General features: G+C 37.9%; 15 protein-coding genes. 1 reads left to right on the plus strand and 14 read right to left on the minus strand.

Annotated elements, in window-relative coordinates; all coding sequences use genetic code 11:
- Nucleotides 1-311: 311 nt before the first annotated feature.
- From ACSR9O_RS14510 to ACSR9O_RS14550, 9 genes are all read right to left on the minus strand, one after another.
- Nucleotides 312-632, minus strand: a complete 321-nt coding sequence (locus ACSR9O_RS14510) for a type II toxin-antitoxin system HicB family antitoxin (RefSeq protein WP_101225412.1) — start codon at nucleotides 630-632, stop codon at nucleotides 312-314.
- A gap of 110 nt (nucleotides 633-742) precedes the next feature.
- Complete coding sequence (locus tag ACSR9O_RS14515; protein ID WP_101225483.1) at nucleotides 743-1024, minus strand: DUF4190 domain-containing protein; 282 nt, start codon at nucleotides 1022-1024, stop codon at nucleotides 743-745.
- 67 nt (nucleotides 1025-1091) lie between these two features.
- On the minus strand, nucleotides 1092-1244 hold the full coding sequence (locus ACSR9O_RS14520) for a hypothetical protein (RefSeq protein WP_232783025.1): 153 nt from the start codon (nucleotides 1242-1244) through the stop codon (nucleotides 1092-1094).
- A gap of 111 nt (nucleotides 1245-1355) precedes the next feature.
- Entirely contained in the window at nucleotides 1356-2006 is a 651-nt protein-coding gene (locus ACSR9O_RS14525; RefSeq protein WP_034307000.1) for an amino acid ABC transporter permease, read from the minus strand.
- Nucleotides 2007-2020: 14 nt separating this feature from the next.
- On the minus strand, nucleotides 2021-2659 hold the full coding sequence (locus ACSR9O_RS14530; protein ID WP_048687123.1) for an amino acid ABC transporter permease: 639 nt from the start codon (nucleotides 2657-2659) through the stop codon (nucleotides 2021-2023).
- Between the two features lie 106 nt (nucleotides 2660-2765).
- A complete protein-coding gene (locus ACSR9O_RS14535; RefSeq protein ID WP_101225415.1) occupies nucleotides 2766-3593 on the minus strand; it encodes a transporter substrate-binding domain-containing protein in 828 nt (275 codons plus the stop codon).
- 19 nt (nucleotides 3594-3612) lie between these two features.
- Complete coding sequence (locus ACSR9O_RS14540; RefSeq protein WP_048687119.1) at nucleotides 3613-4341, minus strand: amino acid ABC transporter ATP-binding protein; 729 nt, start codon at nucleotides 4339-4341, stop codon at nucleotides 3613-3615.
- Nucleotides 4342-4762: 421 nt separating this feature from the next.
- Nucleotides 4763-5173, minus strand: coding sequence for a hypothetical protein (locus ACSR9O_RS14545; protein WP_491724586.1), 411 nt, complete (start codon nucleotides 5171-5173; stop codon nucleotides 4763-4765).
- A gap of 235 nt (nucleotides 5174-5408) precedes the next feature.
- On the minus strand, nucleotides 5409-6311 hold the full coding sequence (locus tag ACSR9O_RS14550; RefSeq protein ID WP_230175887.1) for an AEC family transporter: 903 nt from the start codon (nucleotides 6309-6311) through the stop codon (nucleotides 5409-5411).
- Between the two features lie 258 nt (nucleotides 6312-6569).
- On the opposite strand from ACSR9O_RS14550, the gene ACSR9O_RS14555 reads away from it, so the two are divergent.
- Complete coding sequence (locus ACSR9O_RS14555) at nucleotides 6570-7022, plus strand: nucleoside deaminase (protein ID WP_427574486.1); 453 nt, start codon at nucleotides 6570-6572, stop codon at nucleotides 7020-7022.
- A 792-nt stretch (nucleotides 7023-7814) separates the two neighbouring features.
- On the opposite strand, the gene ACSR9O_RS14560 is transcribed toward ACSR9O_RS14555, so the two are convergent.
- The 5 genes from ACSR9O_RS14560 to ACSR9O_RS14580 all read right to left on the minus strand — a co-directional run bounded on the left by ACSR9O_RS14560 (nucleotide 7815) and on the right by ACSR9O_RS14580 (nucleotide 14475).
- The gene (locus ACSR9O_RS14560; RefSeq protein WP_491724587.1) at nucleotides 7815-9437 is read right to left on the minus strand and encodes a sigma-54-dependent Fis family transcriptional regulator; all 1623 of its coding nucleotides are present in this window, start codon (nucleotides 9435-9437) and stop codon (nucleotides 7815-7817) included.
- Nucleotides 9438-9747: 310 nt separating this feature from the next.
- Entirely contained in the window at nucleotides 9748-11139 is a 1392-nt protein-coding gene (lpdA, locus tag ACSR9O_RS14565) for a dihydrolipoyl dehydrogenase (protein WP_491724588.1), read from the minus strand.
- Between the two features lie 10 nt (nucleotides 11140-11149).
- Complete coding sequence (locus ACSR9O_RS14570) at nucleotides 11150-12457, minus strand: dihydrolipoamide acetyltransferase family protein (protein WP_491724589.1); 1308 nt, start codon at nucleotides 12455-12457, stop codon at nucleotides 11150-11152.
- Nucleotides 12458-12472: 15 nt separating this feature from the next.
- On the minus strand, nucleotides 12473-13459 hold the full coding sequence (locus ACSR9O_RS14575; protein ID WP_491724590.1) for an alpha-ketoacid dehydrogenase subunit beta: 987 nt from the start codon (nucleotides 13457-13459) through the stop codon (nucleotides 12473-12475).
- A gap of 26 nt (nucleotides 13460-13485) precedes the next feature.
- A complete protein-coding gene (locus ACSR9O_RS14580; RefSeq protein WP_491724591.1) occupies nucleotides 13486-14475 on the minus strand; it encodes a thiamine pyrophosphate-dependent dehydrogenase E1 component subunit alpha in 990 nt (329 codons plus the stop codon).
- Nucleotides 14476-14477: the final 2 nt, after the last annotated feature.

Here is a 14477-nt window from a genome sequence, read left to right on the forward strand (position 1 = left end):
TTTAGATAGAACCCTTTTGCCCAAAAGTCTTCATTGTTTTAAATAGAATGATTAAAACTTGAGGTGATGGGGACGCTTTCTACTGGAAAAATACTTGGGCGTCCTACTCTGATAACATATTTTTAACCAAATCATAAATGAAAGTGAAGCCAATCCGGAGTATTTTATACAATGGTCACTGTCGAGTTCACCTTATACAAAAAATAATATTCTATGTACGTATTAAGTGCCTGACAATCCGGGTTACAAAATTTTCATTGAATCTCAAGAAATGCAAAATAAAAACCTTGTCCTTTAACCGGCAAGGTTTTTTATTTTGCATATGTGATATTTTCTATTTCAATCCTGAAGGGTGCAGCCTCACAAATATTGATTCCCCTATCCAGATTTACCTTTTCCATTTCACTTGCATCCGGGATTCTTTTTTTATCGTGAATAAAATGTTCGACCATGGATTCCAGCAGTTCTTGAGCACAAGCTAAGGCATCTACCCGATTCCTACCGCTAACGGAAGAAATAATTCCTTCTCGCCTAAAATCCGGGAAACAAACCTGAACGGAAAAAGAGTCGATAATCAACGGGTGTTTTTCATAATAGAATACGGCTGGGTACTCAAAGATTTGAATGGTCAAAATATCATCCCTTCATACAAAATTTAGGTTTTTATATTAATTATAACATGAATTTCCATTTTATATAGGTTTAATTTACTTTTCTTTGTTTGTCAAGTTAATTTTTGCACTCAATAGGTTGTTATGTCCGTATTTACTGCGAAATAAAAAAACACCAGGAAAATCAGAATCACGAGAACATTCAAGATTATTCCAACAATGCTGCACACTTTTCCAGCTGTCACTAATCCATCTCCAGATTCACCAGTAAGCTTAATTTCTTGTTTGCTCTTCGATGCAAATATTAAACCGAGAATACCTAATATGATGCCTATGAATGGAATAAACAAAGATAATACACCCATGATCAATGATACAATCGCTTTGCTATTGCTTCTTTTAATTTCCGACATATATTCCACCTTCTTTCTTCCTTTATATATACGGTTATTAAAAGTAAAAGATTCATTTTTTGTGTATTCATTCATCACTATTATTCCAGTCCATACCAGAAATCCACGCCTTTTCCGCCGACTGTATGCCAAGCCTCATCAAAGCACGTGCCTGTGGGGTCTCGGCTAGCCAGTTATTCGGCAGGAGTGTCGCAAATTTCTTCAATCTTTTGGGGTTCATAAGGAAATTACATGAAGGATAACCAAGTATAGTTTTATAATCATAGTTAGGGGTGAGACACTTCCGAACCTCGTAGACAAGTAGAAAACGACTCATTTCTGAGCCGTTTTTTTAGGTTCGTTTCAATTCAAGTCTCTGGGCTACCAAAGAAAGGCTATAATTCACAATGAAGTACATGAGAGCCACCAGGATCAAAATCGGTATTAAATACTTTTGACTTTGTCCATATATGATTTGACCATGATGGGTCAGCTCCGGCAAAGAGATGACAACCGCTAAAGAGGTATCCTTTAATAAAGAAATGAATTGGCTGACAATGGGAGGAACCATGCGGCGCAGCGCTTGGGGCAGAATAATATGTATCAATGCCTGTGTATAGCTCAAACCTGATGAACGGGCAGCTTCCATTTGGCCTTTATCAATGGATTTTAGCCCACTTCGAATGACTTCAGAAAGCATGGCTGACTCAAAAATTGTCAAGGCAACTATGGCTGCTGGAATGATTTCCAGTTTAATCCGTATCTCCGGCAAAGCAAAATAGGTAAAAAATATTATCAATAACAGAGGCAAATTACGCACCGTTTCTACAATCAAAGCTAATATTTGTGATAACACCGGCACTTTTGCGTATCGGATTATACCTACAAGACCGCCAATAATGAAACTTAGAATAATGGATATAAAAGCTACCTGGAGCGTTACCCAAAATCCTTCTAATAAAAACTTAAGATTATCTGGTGTATAGGCACCTGCAAAATCCATATCTTATACCTCCCTCAATTACTCTTAGCCAGACGTTTTTCCAAATAACCAACGCCAAAACTTAAAGGAATGGTAAGAATTAAGTAAAACGCTGCAACGAAAATGTACACATCAAACACGACAAAAGTCCTTGAAGAAATCAAATCCCCGTGGTACATAAGATCGAGTCCTGCAACAACGGCTAAAATGGAAGAATTCTTTACTAGATTGATAAATTGGTTTCCTAAAGGAGGAATGACTATTTTAACGGCCTGCGGCAGAATGACGAGCCTCATTGCCTGTCCATAAGTCAGACCTGATGAACGGGCAGCTTCCATTTGACCCTTTGGCACAGAAAGTATGCCTGCGCGAATTGCCTCAGCTATGAAAGATGAAGTGTAAATGGTCAAGGCTAATGTCCCGGCGTATAGTCCGCTTAGTTTAAGACCGAGAAAGAAGAAAAAGGTTATGATCAATAACGGTATGTTCCGAATGAACTCGACATAGGCGGTACCCAGCCAGTTTAGTGGCTTTAATGGTGCAATCCGCATGATGGCAATTAGCACACCAAGAATCAAACTCGCTATCAACGCGACCAAACTCGACATGATCGTATTTTTAAAGCCTAATAAATACATATCCAGATTCTCTGTTAAAATGGAGAAATCAAGCACGGCATACACTCCTTTAACTAGTAAGGATGAGCAAAACGCTCATCCTCATAGACAAATGTTCAAATGTTATTTAAGGTCAGCTTCCCTTATCCATTTGCTAAAATGTTTAATGTTTAATCCATTTATCATGGATTTCATCGTACTTGCCTGAATCTTTAAGAGACTTAAGGGCTTTATTCAACTCTTCAACAAATTCAGCATTTCCTTTTTTCACGGCAATACCATAAGGTTCTTCCGTAAATGTACCGCCAACAAGCTCATAACTTGGATCTTCATCTGCCATTCCATAAAGGATGGAATCATCCGTGGTCAATGCATCCCCTTGTCCGGATTTAAGTGCAGCGAACGCTTCGGAATAGTTTTCAAATTCAAGCACTTGTGCTTCAGGAGCTTTTTCACGGATATTTATGGAAGAAGTAGAGCCCTTGACAGCCAATACCTTTTTCCCTTTTAAACTATCAATACCCTTGATATCGCTGCCCTTTTTGACTAATAAAGATTGTCCTGCGTCGAAATAAACATCAGTGAAGTCTACTTCTTTTTTACGATCTTCCGTGATTGTCATGGTCGCTACAATCGCATCGATATCACCATTATTCAATAATGCCATCCTGGTTTTAGAAGTCACTTCTTTAAATTCAACTTTATTCTCATCACCAAGGATTTCTGCTGCAAGAGCTTTGGCAATATCAATATCAAAGCCTTCAACCTCTCCAGTACTAGGATTCTTCAATCCGAATAGTCTTGTATCATTTTTCACCCCAAAAACGATCTTATCCTTTTCCTTCACTTGTGCGAGAACATCTTTTTCTTTGTCTTTGCCTCCACCCTCTTCAGCTTTGTCTGAATCGTTCCCCCCGCCGCATCCAGCTAATAAAATGACAGCCAGTAAGGATAGCAAAGATAATTTTAACCATTTCTTTTTCTTCAACATGTAATTCACCCCTGTTTTTTTAATGATTTAATATACGGCTAAGGAATAAACGAGCCCTCTCTTCACGAGGATTGGCGTAAAACTCAGCCGGTGATGCCTCTTCTAAAACCCTGCCTTCGTCCATGAATACGATTCGATCCGCTACTTCACGGGCAAATCCCATTTCGTGCGTGACCACCACCATCGTCATACCTTCATGGGCAAGTGCTTTCATTACATCCAGTACCTCGCCAATCATTTCTGGATCCAAGGCTGAGGTAGGTTCATCAAATAGCATGATTTCAGGTCCCATTGCCAAACCTCTGGCAATCGCTACCCGTTGCTGCTGTCCACCTGAAAGCTGAGAAGGAAATGAATTCGCTTTATCTCCAATCCCCACTTTGTCCAGATACTTCAGTGCAATCTTTTTCGCTTCCTCTTCGGATTGCCCTAGAACTTTCCTGGGAGCAAGCATGATATTCTCGAGCACTGTTTTATGAGGATATAAGTGAAAATGCTGGAAAACCATACCGATATTCCGACGAAGTTTGTTTATGTCCGTCTTTTTATCCGCTACATTTAGACCATTTATTGAAAGGGAACCTTGCGAAATGGTCTCTAGACGATTAATGCATCGAAGCAGTGTACTTTTCCCTGAACCCGAAGGTCCGATGACCACTACCACCTCCCCCTTCTTAATTGTAAGATTAATTTCTTTCAATACATGGAAATCGCCATAATACTTATTCACTCGGTCAAAAACTATCATAATTAGCCCCCTGCCCAAAACTGAAAATTTATAATAATCAGAATTCTAAAAGCGTAATATATCACTCTCTTAACTCGAAACAAATCTTATGTATAATCCTTTCTTCAAAAATTATTTCCCAATATTTCATAATTCATCGTGAAAAGTCCATTTTTATTGTTATTTTAAACTAGTAATTCAAATAATATATTCAATATTCACATTTTTATTATATATAATATTTCTTAAAATTACCATATAAACTTTAAATTGTTAAAAACGATATTATATTTCATGATATTATTGCTATATTTCATAAAACTGATAAATTTAAACTGATATCCATAAAAAAAATTCCCTCTTTTTGTAAAAATGCATTTATTTCCCGAAGGCTTAATACGCTCTTAAAAATACAAAAAGACAGCTATCGCTGTCTTTTTCATCATTCCTTTATCGCGTCTTCAAATGGCGCTGAATATAAACCCCTTGGCGCCAGCATATCCGTATCCGATTCACGGGTTTCCCCTCCGTGAGTATATGGACCTACTGGAAAAAAATCAAACAAATCACTATCCTTATGTATGATCAAGAAATAATCGTATAAATCATCCATAAGTTCCTGATGTTCATCTATTTTCACGATTTCGCCATATTCATCAATTTCAAAGTTTTCATTTATCGCATCCTGAAGTTCCTCATTATTTGAATACGCGATATAAAAATCAACATCACCGCACTCCATGCATAGCAAGAGTTTTTCTTCCAGTGACTCTTCATAGGTTTTCAGAACGATTCCCTTTAAAATGGCATCAATCTTTCCAGTATTAGTCAGTTCAATTTTAGTCTGGAACATAAAACCCCTCCAATCAAATACAGGCATTAAAAAAAGTAAACACCAGTTAACAAGCTTGCCCTTTAATTTTAAATGAAAATGTTTTGGACACCTAAATCCAAGTCCACAAGTCGTTCACTAACCGCGAGGTCAAAGGTAATTCATATAATCTTTCCGGATCCCTCTTTTAATTAGCCAGGATTCTTCCGCTTCTTGTATATAATAAGTTTGCCCACATAATTAGAATGATAATCTCCTATAATACAAAGAAAAAGATGATTGGAAGCGTAATCAGGCTTAATGATGTACTTATGAACGTAGCACTTGATACGAATTCAGGCTCCGTATTGAATTGGAGCGCATACATCGTAGTGTTGGCCGCCGTTGGCATTGCAGCTACGATGACCATGATATGCCTGACCATATCACTCACTGGCAAGGCAAGAGATAGCAGGAAGGCAATGGCCGGTGACACGGCAAGTTTAAGGAGCAGCGAAACTGATAGCTTCCGATAGGCTATTTTTTTCAGCGAAATGTTGGCCAGCTGCATTCCCAGTGTAATCATTATTGTGGGAATCGCTGCATTTGCAACAAGGTTAATAGCTTCCATAACCGAATTGCTTAAAGGTACGTTAACGAACTGAAATACTGTACCGGCAATGGCTCCATAAACAATTGGCATTCGACATACTGCTTTAATCGCCGTTTGAACTCCGTTACCTTCCGGGCTGCCCTTCGCTGCGAAATAAATGCCGATCGTGCACATTACTAACTGCTGTCCCACCATAAGGATGATTGCATAATCGAGTCCTGCGGCTCCGAATAACAGGAAAATGACGGGTGTTCCGTAATTTCCGTTATTCATGAATGCAGATGCCAATATCATGCCGCTTGTCTCAGTGACTGTATAATTGCGAAAATAAGATATGATGTAGACTACCAGTATAAGAGAAAGACAAAGTACTATCGTGAATAAGAACAGGTAGAAATAATTAATCGTAAATTCTGCGGAATAAAAAGTCCGGAACACAAGAAAAGGTGACATTAAATATAATGCCATCGTGGAAATCGATTTTGTATCAAGTTTGAACTTTTTCTGACCGATGAACCCTAAAACAAAAATACCGAATATCGGTAAAAGAACTCCCAAAAACCCCATGCACTTCACCTTCATAATCTTAATGATTTTCTTTTAACAATATCAGTTTTATTATTATTTGTAAAAATTCTTTTAAACCATTTTGATTGCACATCATATATTCTAACACAAACTGACTTTTCTCTATTTTCAGAAAACAATATTCCATTTCCCCATGCATATGGTATATTGTTTATTATATTTACGTTAATAAACGTAACATCAGTACTTTAGGTTATAAATATATATGAAGGGGTGTTTTTAGTGGATGTAAAATTCATGGAGATGGCTGTTCAGCTTGCATATGAAAATGTATTGGCAAAGAACGGAGGACCTTTCGGTGCTATAATCGTAAAAGATGGCAAAGTCGTAGGCAGAGGATGTAATAATGTGACAACAGCCAACGATCCTACTGCTCACGCCGAAGTACAGGCGATTCGTGATGCATGCAGGAATCTCGACAGCTTCCAGCTTACAGATTGTGAAATATACACTAGCTGCGAACCTTGCCCCATGTGCATCGGTGCTATTTATTGGGCACGTCCAAAAGCCATTTATTACGCATGCACTAAAGAAGACGCTGCAATTATCGGCTTTGATGATCACTTTATATACAAAGAACTTGCCCTGCCAATGGAAAATCGCACGATTGAAATGAAACAATTGTCTTTTAATGACCATGATTTACCATTCCGCACTTGGGAAACCTATGTTGAAAAAGTGAAATACTAAACGATGATTGAGTAGAGTCGCGGTAAGTTAAAAGCGCATATCGTGGTTAACTGTACCAGCATGCACAGTGATTGTATAGCTGCATCTGCTGGGTATAAAATCCCAAAATTGTGCAGATCCGAACTGAGGATTATTAATTGATAACAGAAAAACATTATCTTGTTAAACATTAATTTATCCTGTATCTAATCCGCAATTCCTATTTTTTTAGGTGTGTATTTTACCAGCATGACTAGCGGAGAAAATAATGCTGTGCCAAGTGCTGAGTTATTCGTGAAAAGTGAACGATTAATACAAAACAGTATTCAATACTAAAGATTTAATGGAAGTGTTAAGATACAGGGGATTGGGAAAGCACGAGTATATTTATGAAAGAAGGGATGGATGAATACTCCGCTCTGCAATACGCAATTTACGAAAGCCTTTAACTCCTGAAATCAAGGTAGATGATTTAATTCCAGCGCGTGCGTCAGTACTCAGACAATAATGGACGATGGAGATATGATGGATGTGTTTTCACAGAATTACAAGAAAATTCACTTTATATGCATTGCACCATCGCCCTAAGTCACTACTTCTATTAAAAATTAAACTTGTTAATCCGAATTCTGAAACAAACACTTAGTAAAATAAATTACGCTGGGAGAGGATATACCTAATTTTTACGGTACTTGAGTTAATGATTACGTAATAGACAGTAAGCAACTACAGACGAAAAACGATATTTTCAAGTAAGCTGGGCTGATCTATGTCAACGTCATAAACATTGAAGCAAGGAGTAGTATTAGTTAATTATAAAATTCTTTCTCTACTATTTTTTTGTAGATTAAACGTTTTCATTTTGTTATACAATGTTTTTCTTGTAATCCCGAGGAGCTGAGATGTTTTTGACATATTTCCGTCAAAGACATCTAATGCTTTTTGAATGAATTGTTTTTCCATATTTTCCAAAGAGGTTAATTCAATTTTTTTAGGCATAAAAACATGTTCAATCACTTTATATGGAAAATATTCCATTGTTAGTTTTTTACCTTGGGATAGCACTACCGCCCTCTCAATATAGTTTTCTAGCTCTCTTATATTTCCTGGCCAATGGAATAATTTCAAATACTCCAAAATATCAGGGTCGAATTCAGGACATTTTTCATTTAGTCGCTTACAAATCTTATTTAATAAGTAAATAAATAATTCAGGAATGTCTTCCGTTCTTTCTCTTAATGGTGGGATTTGGAGTACAATAATTCCTAATCTATAATATAAATCTCTTCGAAAATCCTTTTTGTCTACTAATGTTTCCAGTGATTCATTAGATGCTCCAATTACTCGCACATTGATTGGAATGGGTGTTGTACCACCCACACGTGTCACTTCATTCTCCTGTAACACCCTCAGTAACTTAACTTGCATGTCTTCAGGCATACTGTTAATTTCGTCCAAAAATAGCGTACCGTTATTTGCCAGTTCAAACTTTCCTGGCATTCCACCCTTTTTCGCTCCGGTAAAAGCACCGTCATGGTATCCAAATAGTTCACTTTCAATTAGTTGAGCTGGAATGGCTCCGCAGTTTACTGCAACAAAAGGATATTCACTTCTCTCGCTTGCATGATGTATGGCTTGGACAAATAATTCTTTTCCCGTGCCACTCTCGCCTTCAACAAGTATTCTTGTGCTCGTTTTCGAAACCACTCTTGCCAAATTAATTGCAGATTGAATCCCTTCTCCACTTCCAATAATGTCTTCAAAAGTAAAATAGTTATTGGATGATAGTTTGTTCTTCTTTTCTTTCTCTAAATTTTTTTCATTAAAAAGAAGTTCTTGTTCGATGACTTTGGCAAGAGAGACAACCATTCCAAGAGTATGAGTGTGCTTGAGTGAATAATGCCCTGAAAGAGTGAGGACACCCCTTAATTCCCCTTTGCTATCGTGGATTGGAGCTGCTGCACAAGACCATTGATGAAAGTTGACGTTATAATGTTCAGGTCCTCCAATGTGTATAGGTTTTCCAGTAATAATCGCGACACTGATTGCATTTGTTCCAGCACCTTCGAAACGGTTTGCACCAATTACAAAATTACTCTTTTTGGCTTGCTCGACAACGTGTTTTTCACCTCTAACCTCTATCACATTTCCGTTTTGATCTGTTAACACATATAAAAAATTTGTTTCTTTAGTTAGATCACTAATTAGCTTAATAAATGGTCCTACGACATTAATTAAGTATTGGTTTTTACTTATGATCTCTTCAATTTCATATTCATCCATTATAGGTGGTATTTTAAAGGGATTCACATTCAATTTTTTGCATCGCTTCCAAGAATCAGCAACTTCTTTCCTCAAATGTGAAGTATCGTTTCCACCGTTAATAAATATTTCCCATCTATTATACATCTCTTTGTATGAGTACTCAGTTGTCACAATGATATCCCCCTTTTTTAAATAGGGTTTTGTTAAACTAAAAATTATGTATTTGTACATTTCCACATAATAACAGATTTTCTTCAATTTCAAAAGTATATTATCTATTAATAAGTACTGAAATTCCCCTTATTATTTAATAATACTGTTTATAAGAATTTTGTCCTGGATTTCGTAATTTTAGTAATTACTTAAACAAAAAAGCCTGCACTCGGTAGCTTGTAGCTGAAAGTGTCAGGCACTTAGTTGATTGCCTCTATCATTATTACTCTATTACAACGAACTATTAGAAAGAAACCAATTTAATAGATTATTGATGTATTAAAAATTTCTTTTTCTCTAGCCAAGTTCTTGCGACTTCCCAGATTCCTTCTGATACAGTGGGATGTGGATGGATCAACGATGCTAGTTCATCTACAGTCCCTTCTAGAAAAATAGCTGTTGATACCTCAGAAATCATTTCGGTTACATGAGGACCAACCATTACCGCTCCTAGAATTTCGTCGTAGCTGTCATCTGCAATAAGCTTGATAAAACCGCTTGGCTCATCCATTGCCAATGTTTTGCCGTTTGCTCTTAACTGTATTGTTTCACACCGATAAGAATATCCGCTTTCTTTTGCCTCTTTTTCTGATAATCCAACACTAGCAATTTCAGGAAAAGTATAGATACAGCGAGGTACCACTTTATAATCAATTTCCTGATATATACCAGATGCGTTTGCGGCTGCCACTATACCTTCGGCACTGGCAACATGCGCCAATTGCCAGCCACCAATAACGTCTCCAACAGCATATACATTCGGAAAGCTTGTTTCCATTTGCTTATTCACTGCGATAAACGGTCCATTCATTGCCAACCCCAACTTTATTGTACCGTTTAAATTTGGCTTTCGACCAGAGGCAAACAGAACTTCTTCGGCAGAAACTGTCAACAGCTCGGAATTCGCAAGTTCAACAGTTAATGTCTTTTCCGAATCATTTTCTCCTGCCTCTTTCAATTTTGCAGATGTAAGAATGGCGATGCCTTTTTTCTTAAGTTCTTTGGTCATTAACCTCGACGCATCTTCATCTTCTGTGGCAATAAGCCTGTCTCGCATTTCAATGATGGTCACGTCCACGTTTAAGCTTGAAAAAATACAAGCAAACTCGACTCCTATAATACCTCCACCAATAATGACGATTGATTTTGGAATATAGTCCAATTCAAAAATCGTATCACTTGTATGGGCTTTTACAAGTTCAATCCCCTTAACTGGAGGAATGAATGGTTTTGAACCAGTAGCAATGATAATTTTTTTACCATACAATTCTGATTGTGAATTCTTTTCCTCTATTACAATGCGATAATCAGGAAGAACGGTTGCCACCCCATTGTATATATCGACATTAGTGCTTAATAGCAGGGATTCTACGCCTTTGCGCAAATTCTCAACAACACTTTTTTTCCGTTGAATCATCTTTTCAAAAGAAAGTGTGACATTTTCTGTTTCTATGCCCCATTTCTTTGCTTTTTCTAACATATCGAGAAATTCTGAATGCCGTAAAAGCGTTTTTGAAGGAATGCACCCAGTATTAAGGCACGTTCCCCCAAGGTATTGATTTTCAATGAGTGCCACTGACAAACCTTGTTTTGCGGCATGCACTGCTGCAATATAGCCGCCAGGACCTCCACCGACAATTACTAAATCGTACTTCTTCATATCAATCACCTCAAATCATTAATTCATAAGGATTTTCTAATAAATTTTTAAGTTCAGTGAGAAACTCGGCTGCAGGAGCTCCATCAATCACTCGATGATCAAAGGAAAGGCTTAAATTTACGAATTGCTTGGCCGCAAATGACCCGTTGTCAGCTACGACTTTTTCCAATATTCTCCCGATTCCAAGAATAGCAGACTGTGGCTTATTAATAATTGGCGTAAAAACATCGACAGCATACATTCCTAAATTACTGATGGTGAACGTTCCACCCACCAAGTGTTCCGGATCCAGCTTATTTTCCCGTGCAAGTTTGACTATCCTCTTGTTTTTTTCTGTGAGATCTGAGAGCCCCATGATATCTGCGTTTCTGATAACTGGAACGACTAAACCATTGGGTATAGCAACAGCTACTCCAACATTGACTTCGGAATGAAGTTCGATTGTATTTCCGTTTAATGAAGCATTCATCATTTTATGTGCTTTTAATGCTTGTGCTGTCGCTTTAATGAAAATTTCAGTATAGGATAAACGATATCCTGTGACCTTGCTAATTTTGTCTAAAAGTTTCGTTCTTATTTCTGTCGCCGCCGTCATTTCGACTTCAGTTGTTAGTGTTACATGAGGCACAGTAGTAACACTCTGTACCATTTTTTCTCCGATCACCCTTCTCATGCCAGTATATTGAATTGTATGGCTCTGGGGGATAAGACGATTTTTCACTACATCTTCTGTTATAATTTTTCCGTTCACCCCCGTACCTTGGATGGTTGCTAAATCAATATTTTGATCATTCGCAAGCTTACTAGCAAGTGGGCTGACTCTTTGTTGACTATTGATAAATAATTCAACATCCTTTACATGGATGCGTTTGTTTAGACCCGTACCTTTAATTTTATGCAAGTTAATGCCATTTTCTCTTGCCAACTTCCTCGCTGCTGGTGTTCTTCTTGGTCTATTAACCGTGATATCCATTTGCATTTCCAAACTTGAAGAACCGGTACTTTCTACTACTGGTTCGGATGCCCCCTCAATTTTGACACTGTTTTTTTGATAGCTTTGTATATCCTCAACTTTTTCACCAGGCTCGCCAATATAGGCAATTACCTCCAAAACAGGGACTTCAACATCAACATCAAACAATCTCTTTAACAGGATTCCTGAGGTTGTGGCCTCCACTTCAAGGTTAATTTTGTCAGTCATGATTTCAAGAATTGGTTCACCCTTTTCAACTCTATCCCCTTCACTCTTCATCCAATCCAATATCGTTCCACTCTCCATGGTTGCTCCGAGCTTTGGCATCAAAACTTGTTCAGCCATTGTTTCCCACCCCCATTAGGCATACGTTACTAACGTTGATTTAATAGCTTTCTTAATATCTTCAACTTGTGGAACAGCTTTCTTTTCAAGTGTTGGATTATACGGAATCGGAACAGCCTTTCCACCTACTCTGATTACTCGTGCATCAAGATAATCAAATGCTTCACTTTCGTTAATCATACTGGCAATTTCTGCTCCATATCCACCTCGTTGAACTGCTTCATATACGACGACAGCACGCCCAGTTTTTTTCACTGATTTAACGATTGTTTCCGTATCAAGCGGTACTAACGTACGTGGGTCAATGATCTCAACACTAATTCCATCTTTTTCAAGCTCTTCAGCTGCTTGCAAAGCCCTATGAACCATTATTGAAGTAGCAACGACTGTAACATCCTTACCTTCACGTTTAACATCAGCTTTGCCCAGTGGAATCACATAGGATTCTTCCGGTACATCGTCCTTCATTCCATACAAAAGCTTATGCTCATAGAAAATAACTGGGTTGTCATCATCTAACGCTGCTTTAAACAAACCTTTTGCATCATAGGCTGTTGATGGCTGTACTACTTTTAAACCTGGAATGTGTGTCATCCAAGCCTCTAAGCTTTGTGAATGCTGGGCAGCAAAACCAGCTCCAGAACCTCCTGGAGTACGAATAACCATAGGAACTTTTCCCTTTCCACCATACATATAACGTAATTTAGCTGCTTGGTTTACGATTTGATCCATCGCAACCGTCACAAAGTCAGAAAATTGGAGTTCTAAAATGGGACGCATGCCCATTAAGGCTGCCCCAATGGCAACTCCTGTAATGGCTTGTTCTGAAATAGGAGTATTTAATACTTTTTCTGGCCCTAACTTTTCAATCATTCCTCTAGTTAATCCGAACGCTCCACCATATATCCCAATATCCTCCCCTAAAATAAAAACATCTTCATTTGATTCAATTTCTTGGCACATAACCTCATTAATTGCTTCTGCATATGTTATATTACGCATGAATATTCCTCCCTTCTTACATTTTCTTATGCAAATATGTCTTCTTCAAGCGAGCTAAGTGAAGGTTCAGGACTATTTTCCGCAAACTCAATCGCTTCAGCCAACACTTTCTTCACTTTTTCTTCTACTTCAACAATCTCTCCACTTGTGATAAAACCCTCGTTCAATAATTTTTCTTTGAACTGCTTGATTCCGTCTCGATTTGTCATCCAATCTTGTTCTTCATCACGGGTTCTGTATTTTCTAGCATCACTTTTGGAATGTCCTCTCCACCGATAAGTTTTTGCTTCTATTAAGGTAGGGCCTTCACCATTTCTAGCACGATCTACTGCTTTTTTTGTCTCTTCCATTACTGCAATAACATCTATGCCGTCAATTGTAACGCCTGGAATTCCATACGCACTTGCACGGTCTGCTAAATTCTTGATATTCGTCATTTCTTTGATGGAACTAGACATTCCGTACTGATTATTTTCACAGAAGAAGATCACTGGTAATTTCCAAGCAGAAGCTATATTAACAGATTCATGGAAGGCTCCTTCGTTCGTCGCACCGTCACCGAAAAAACAAACAACGACAAAGCCTAAATCCTTCTTCTTAGAAGTAAGGGCTGCCCCACAACCAATCGGCAGGCCTCCTGCTACAATACCATTTGCTCCTATATTTCCTATTTCTAAATCGGCAATATGCATGGAACCGCCTTTTCCTTTACAATAACCTGTTTCTTTCCCTAATAGCTCAGCCATCATATATTTCACTTCTGAGCCCTTGGCAATACAATGTCCATGTCCACGGTGAGTACTCGTAATTTTATCCTGATTGGTTAATACCGCACATGCACCAACAGCGCTTGGTTCTTGGCCGATACAAAGATGCATCGTTCCGTGAATTTTCCCTTGCATAAATTGTTTTTCAACCGCTTCTTCAAAATCGCGAATAAGTATCATTTGATATAATAAATCCTTCGATTTTTCTTTTCCTATCTTTTGTAAGCTTCCAAACATGCTTGTCTCCATTA

The organism is Peribacillus sp. B65 (assembly GCF_058513295.1).

Bases quoted from the DNA above. Each gene is read 5' to 3' on its own strand.
- ACSR9O_RS14575 (WP_491724590.1), bottom strand. From the start codon at position 13,459: ATGCGTAATATAACATATGCAGAAGCAATTAATGAGGTTATGTGCCAA.
- ACSR9O_RS14580 (WP_491724591.1), bottom strand. From the start codon at position 14,475: ATGGAGACAAGCATGTTTGGAAGCTTACAAAAGATAGGAAAAGAAAAA.
- ACSR9O_RS14525 (WP_034307000.1), bottom strand. From the start codon at position 2,006: ATGGATTTTGCAGGTGCCTATACACCAGATAATCTTAAGTTTTTATTA.
- lpdA (WP_491724588.1), bottom strand. From the start codon at position 11,139: ATGAAGAAGTACGATTTAGTAATTGTCGGTGGAGGTCCTGGCGGCTAT.
- ACSR9O_RS14535 (WP_101225415.1), bottom strand. From the start codon at position 3,593: ATGTTGAAGAAAAAGAAATGGTTAAAATTATCTTTGCTATCCTTACTG.
- ACSR9O_RS14540 (WP_048687119.1), bottom strand. From the start codon at position 4,341: ATGATAGTTTTTGACCGAGTGAATAAGTATTATGGCGATTTCCATGTA.
- ACSR9O_RS14520 (WP_232783025.1), bottom strand. From the start codon at position 1,244: ATGAACCCCAAAAGATTGAAGAAATTTGCGACACTCCTGCCGAATAAC.
- ACSR9O_RS14555 (WP_427574486.1), top strand. From the start codon at position 6,570: ATGGAGATGGCTGTTCAGCTTGCATATGAAAATGTATTGGCAAAGAAC.
- ACSR9O_RS14570 (WP_491724589.1), bottom strand. From the start codon at position 12,457: ATGGCTGAACAAGTTTTGATGCCAAAGCTCGGAGCAACCATGGAGAGT.
- ACSR9O_RS14515 (WP_101225483.1), bottom strand. From the start codon at position 1,024: ATGTCGGAAATTAAAAGAAGCAATAGCAAAGCGATTGTATCATTGATC.
- ACSR9O_RS14550 (WP_230175887.1), bottom strand. From the start codon at position 6,311: ATGGGGTTTTTGGGAGTTCTTTTACCGATATTCGGTATTTTTGTTTTA.
- ACSR9O_RS14545 (WP_491724586.1), bottom strand. From the start codon at position 5,173: ATGTTCCAGACTAAAATTGAACTGACTAATACTGGAAAGATTGATGCC.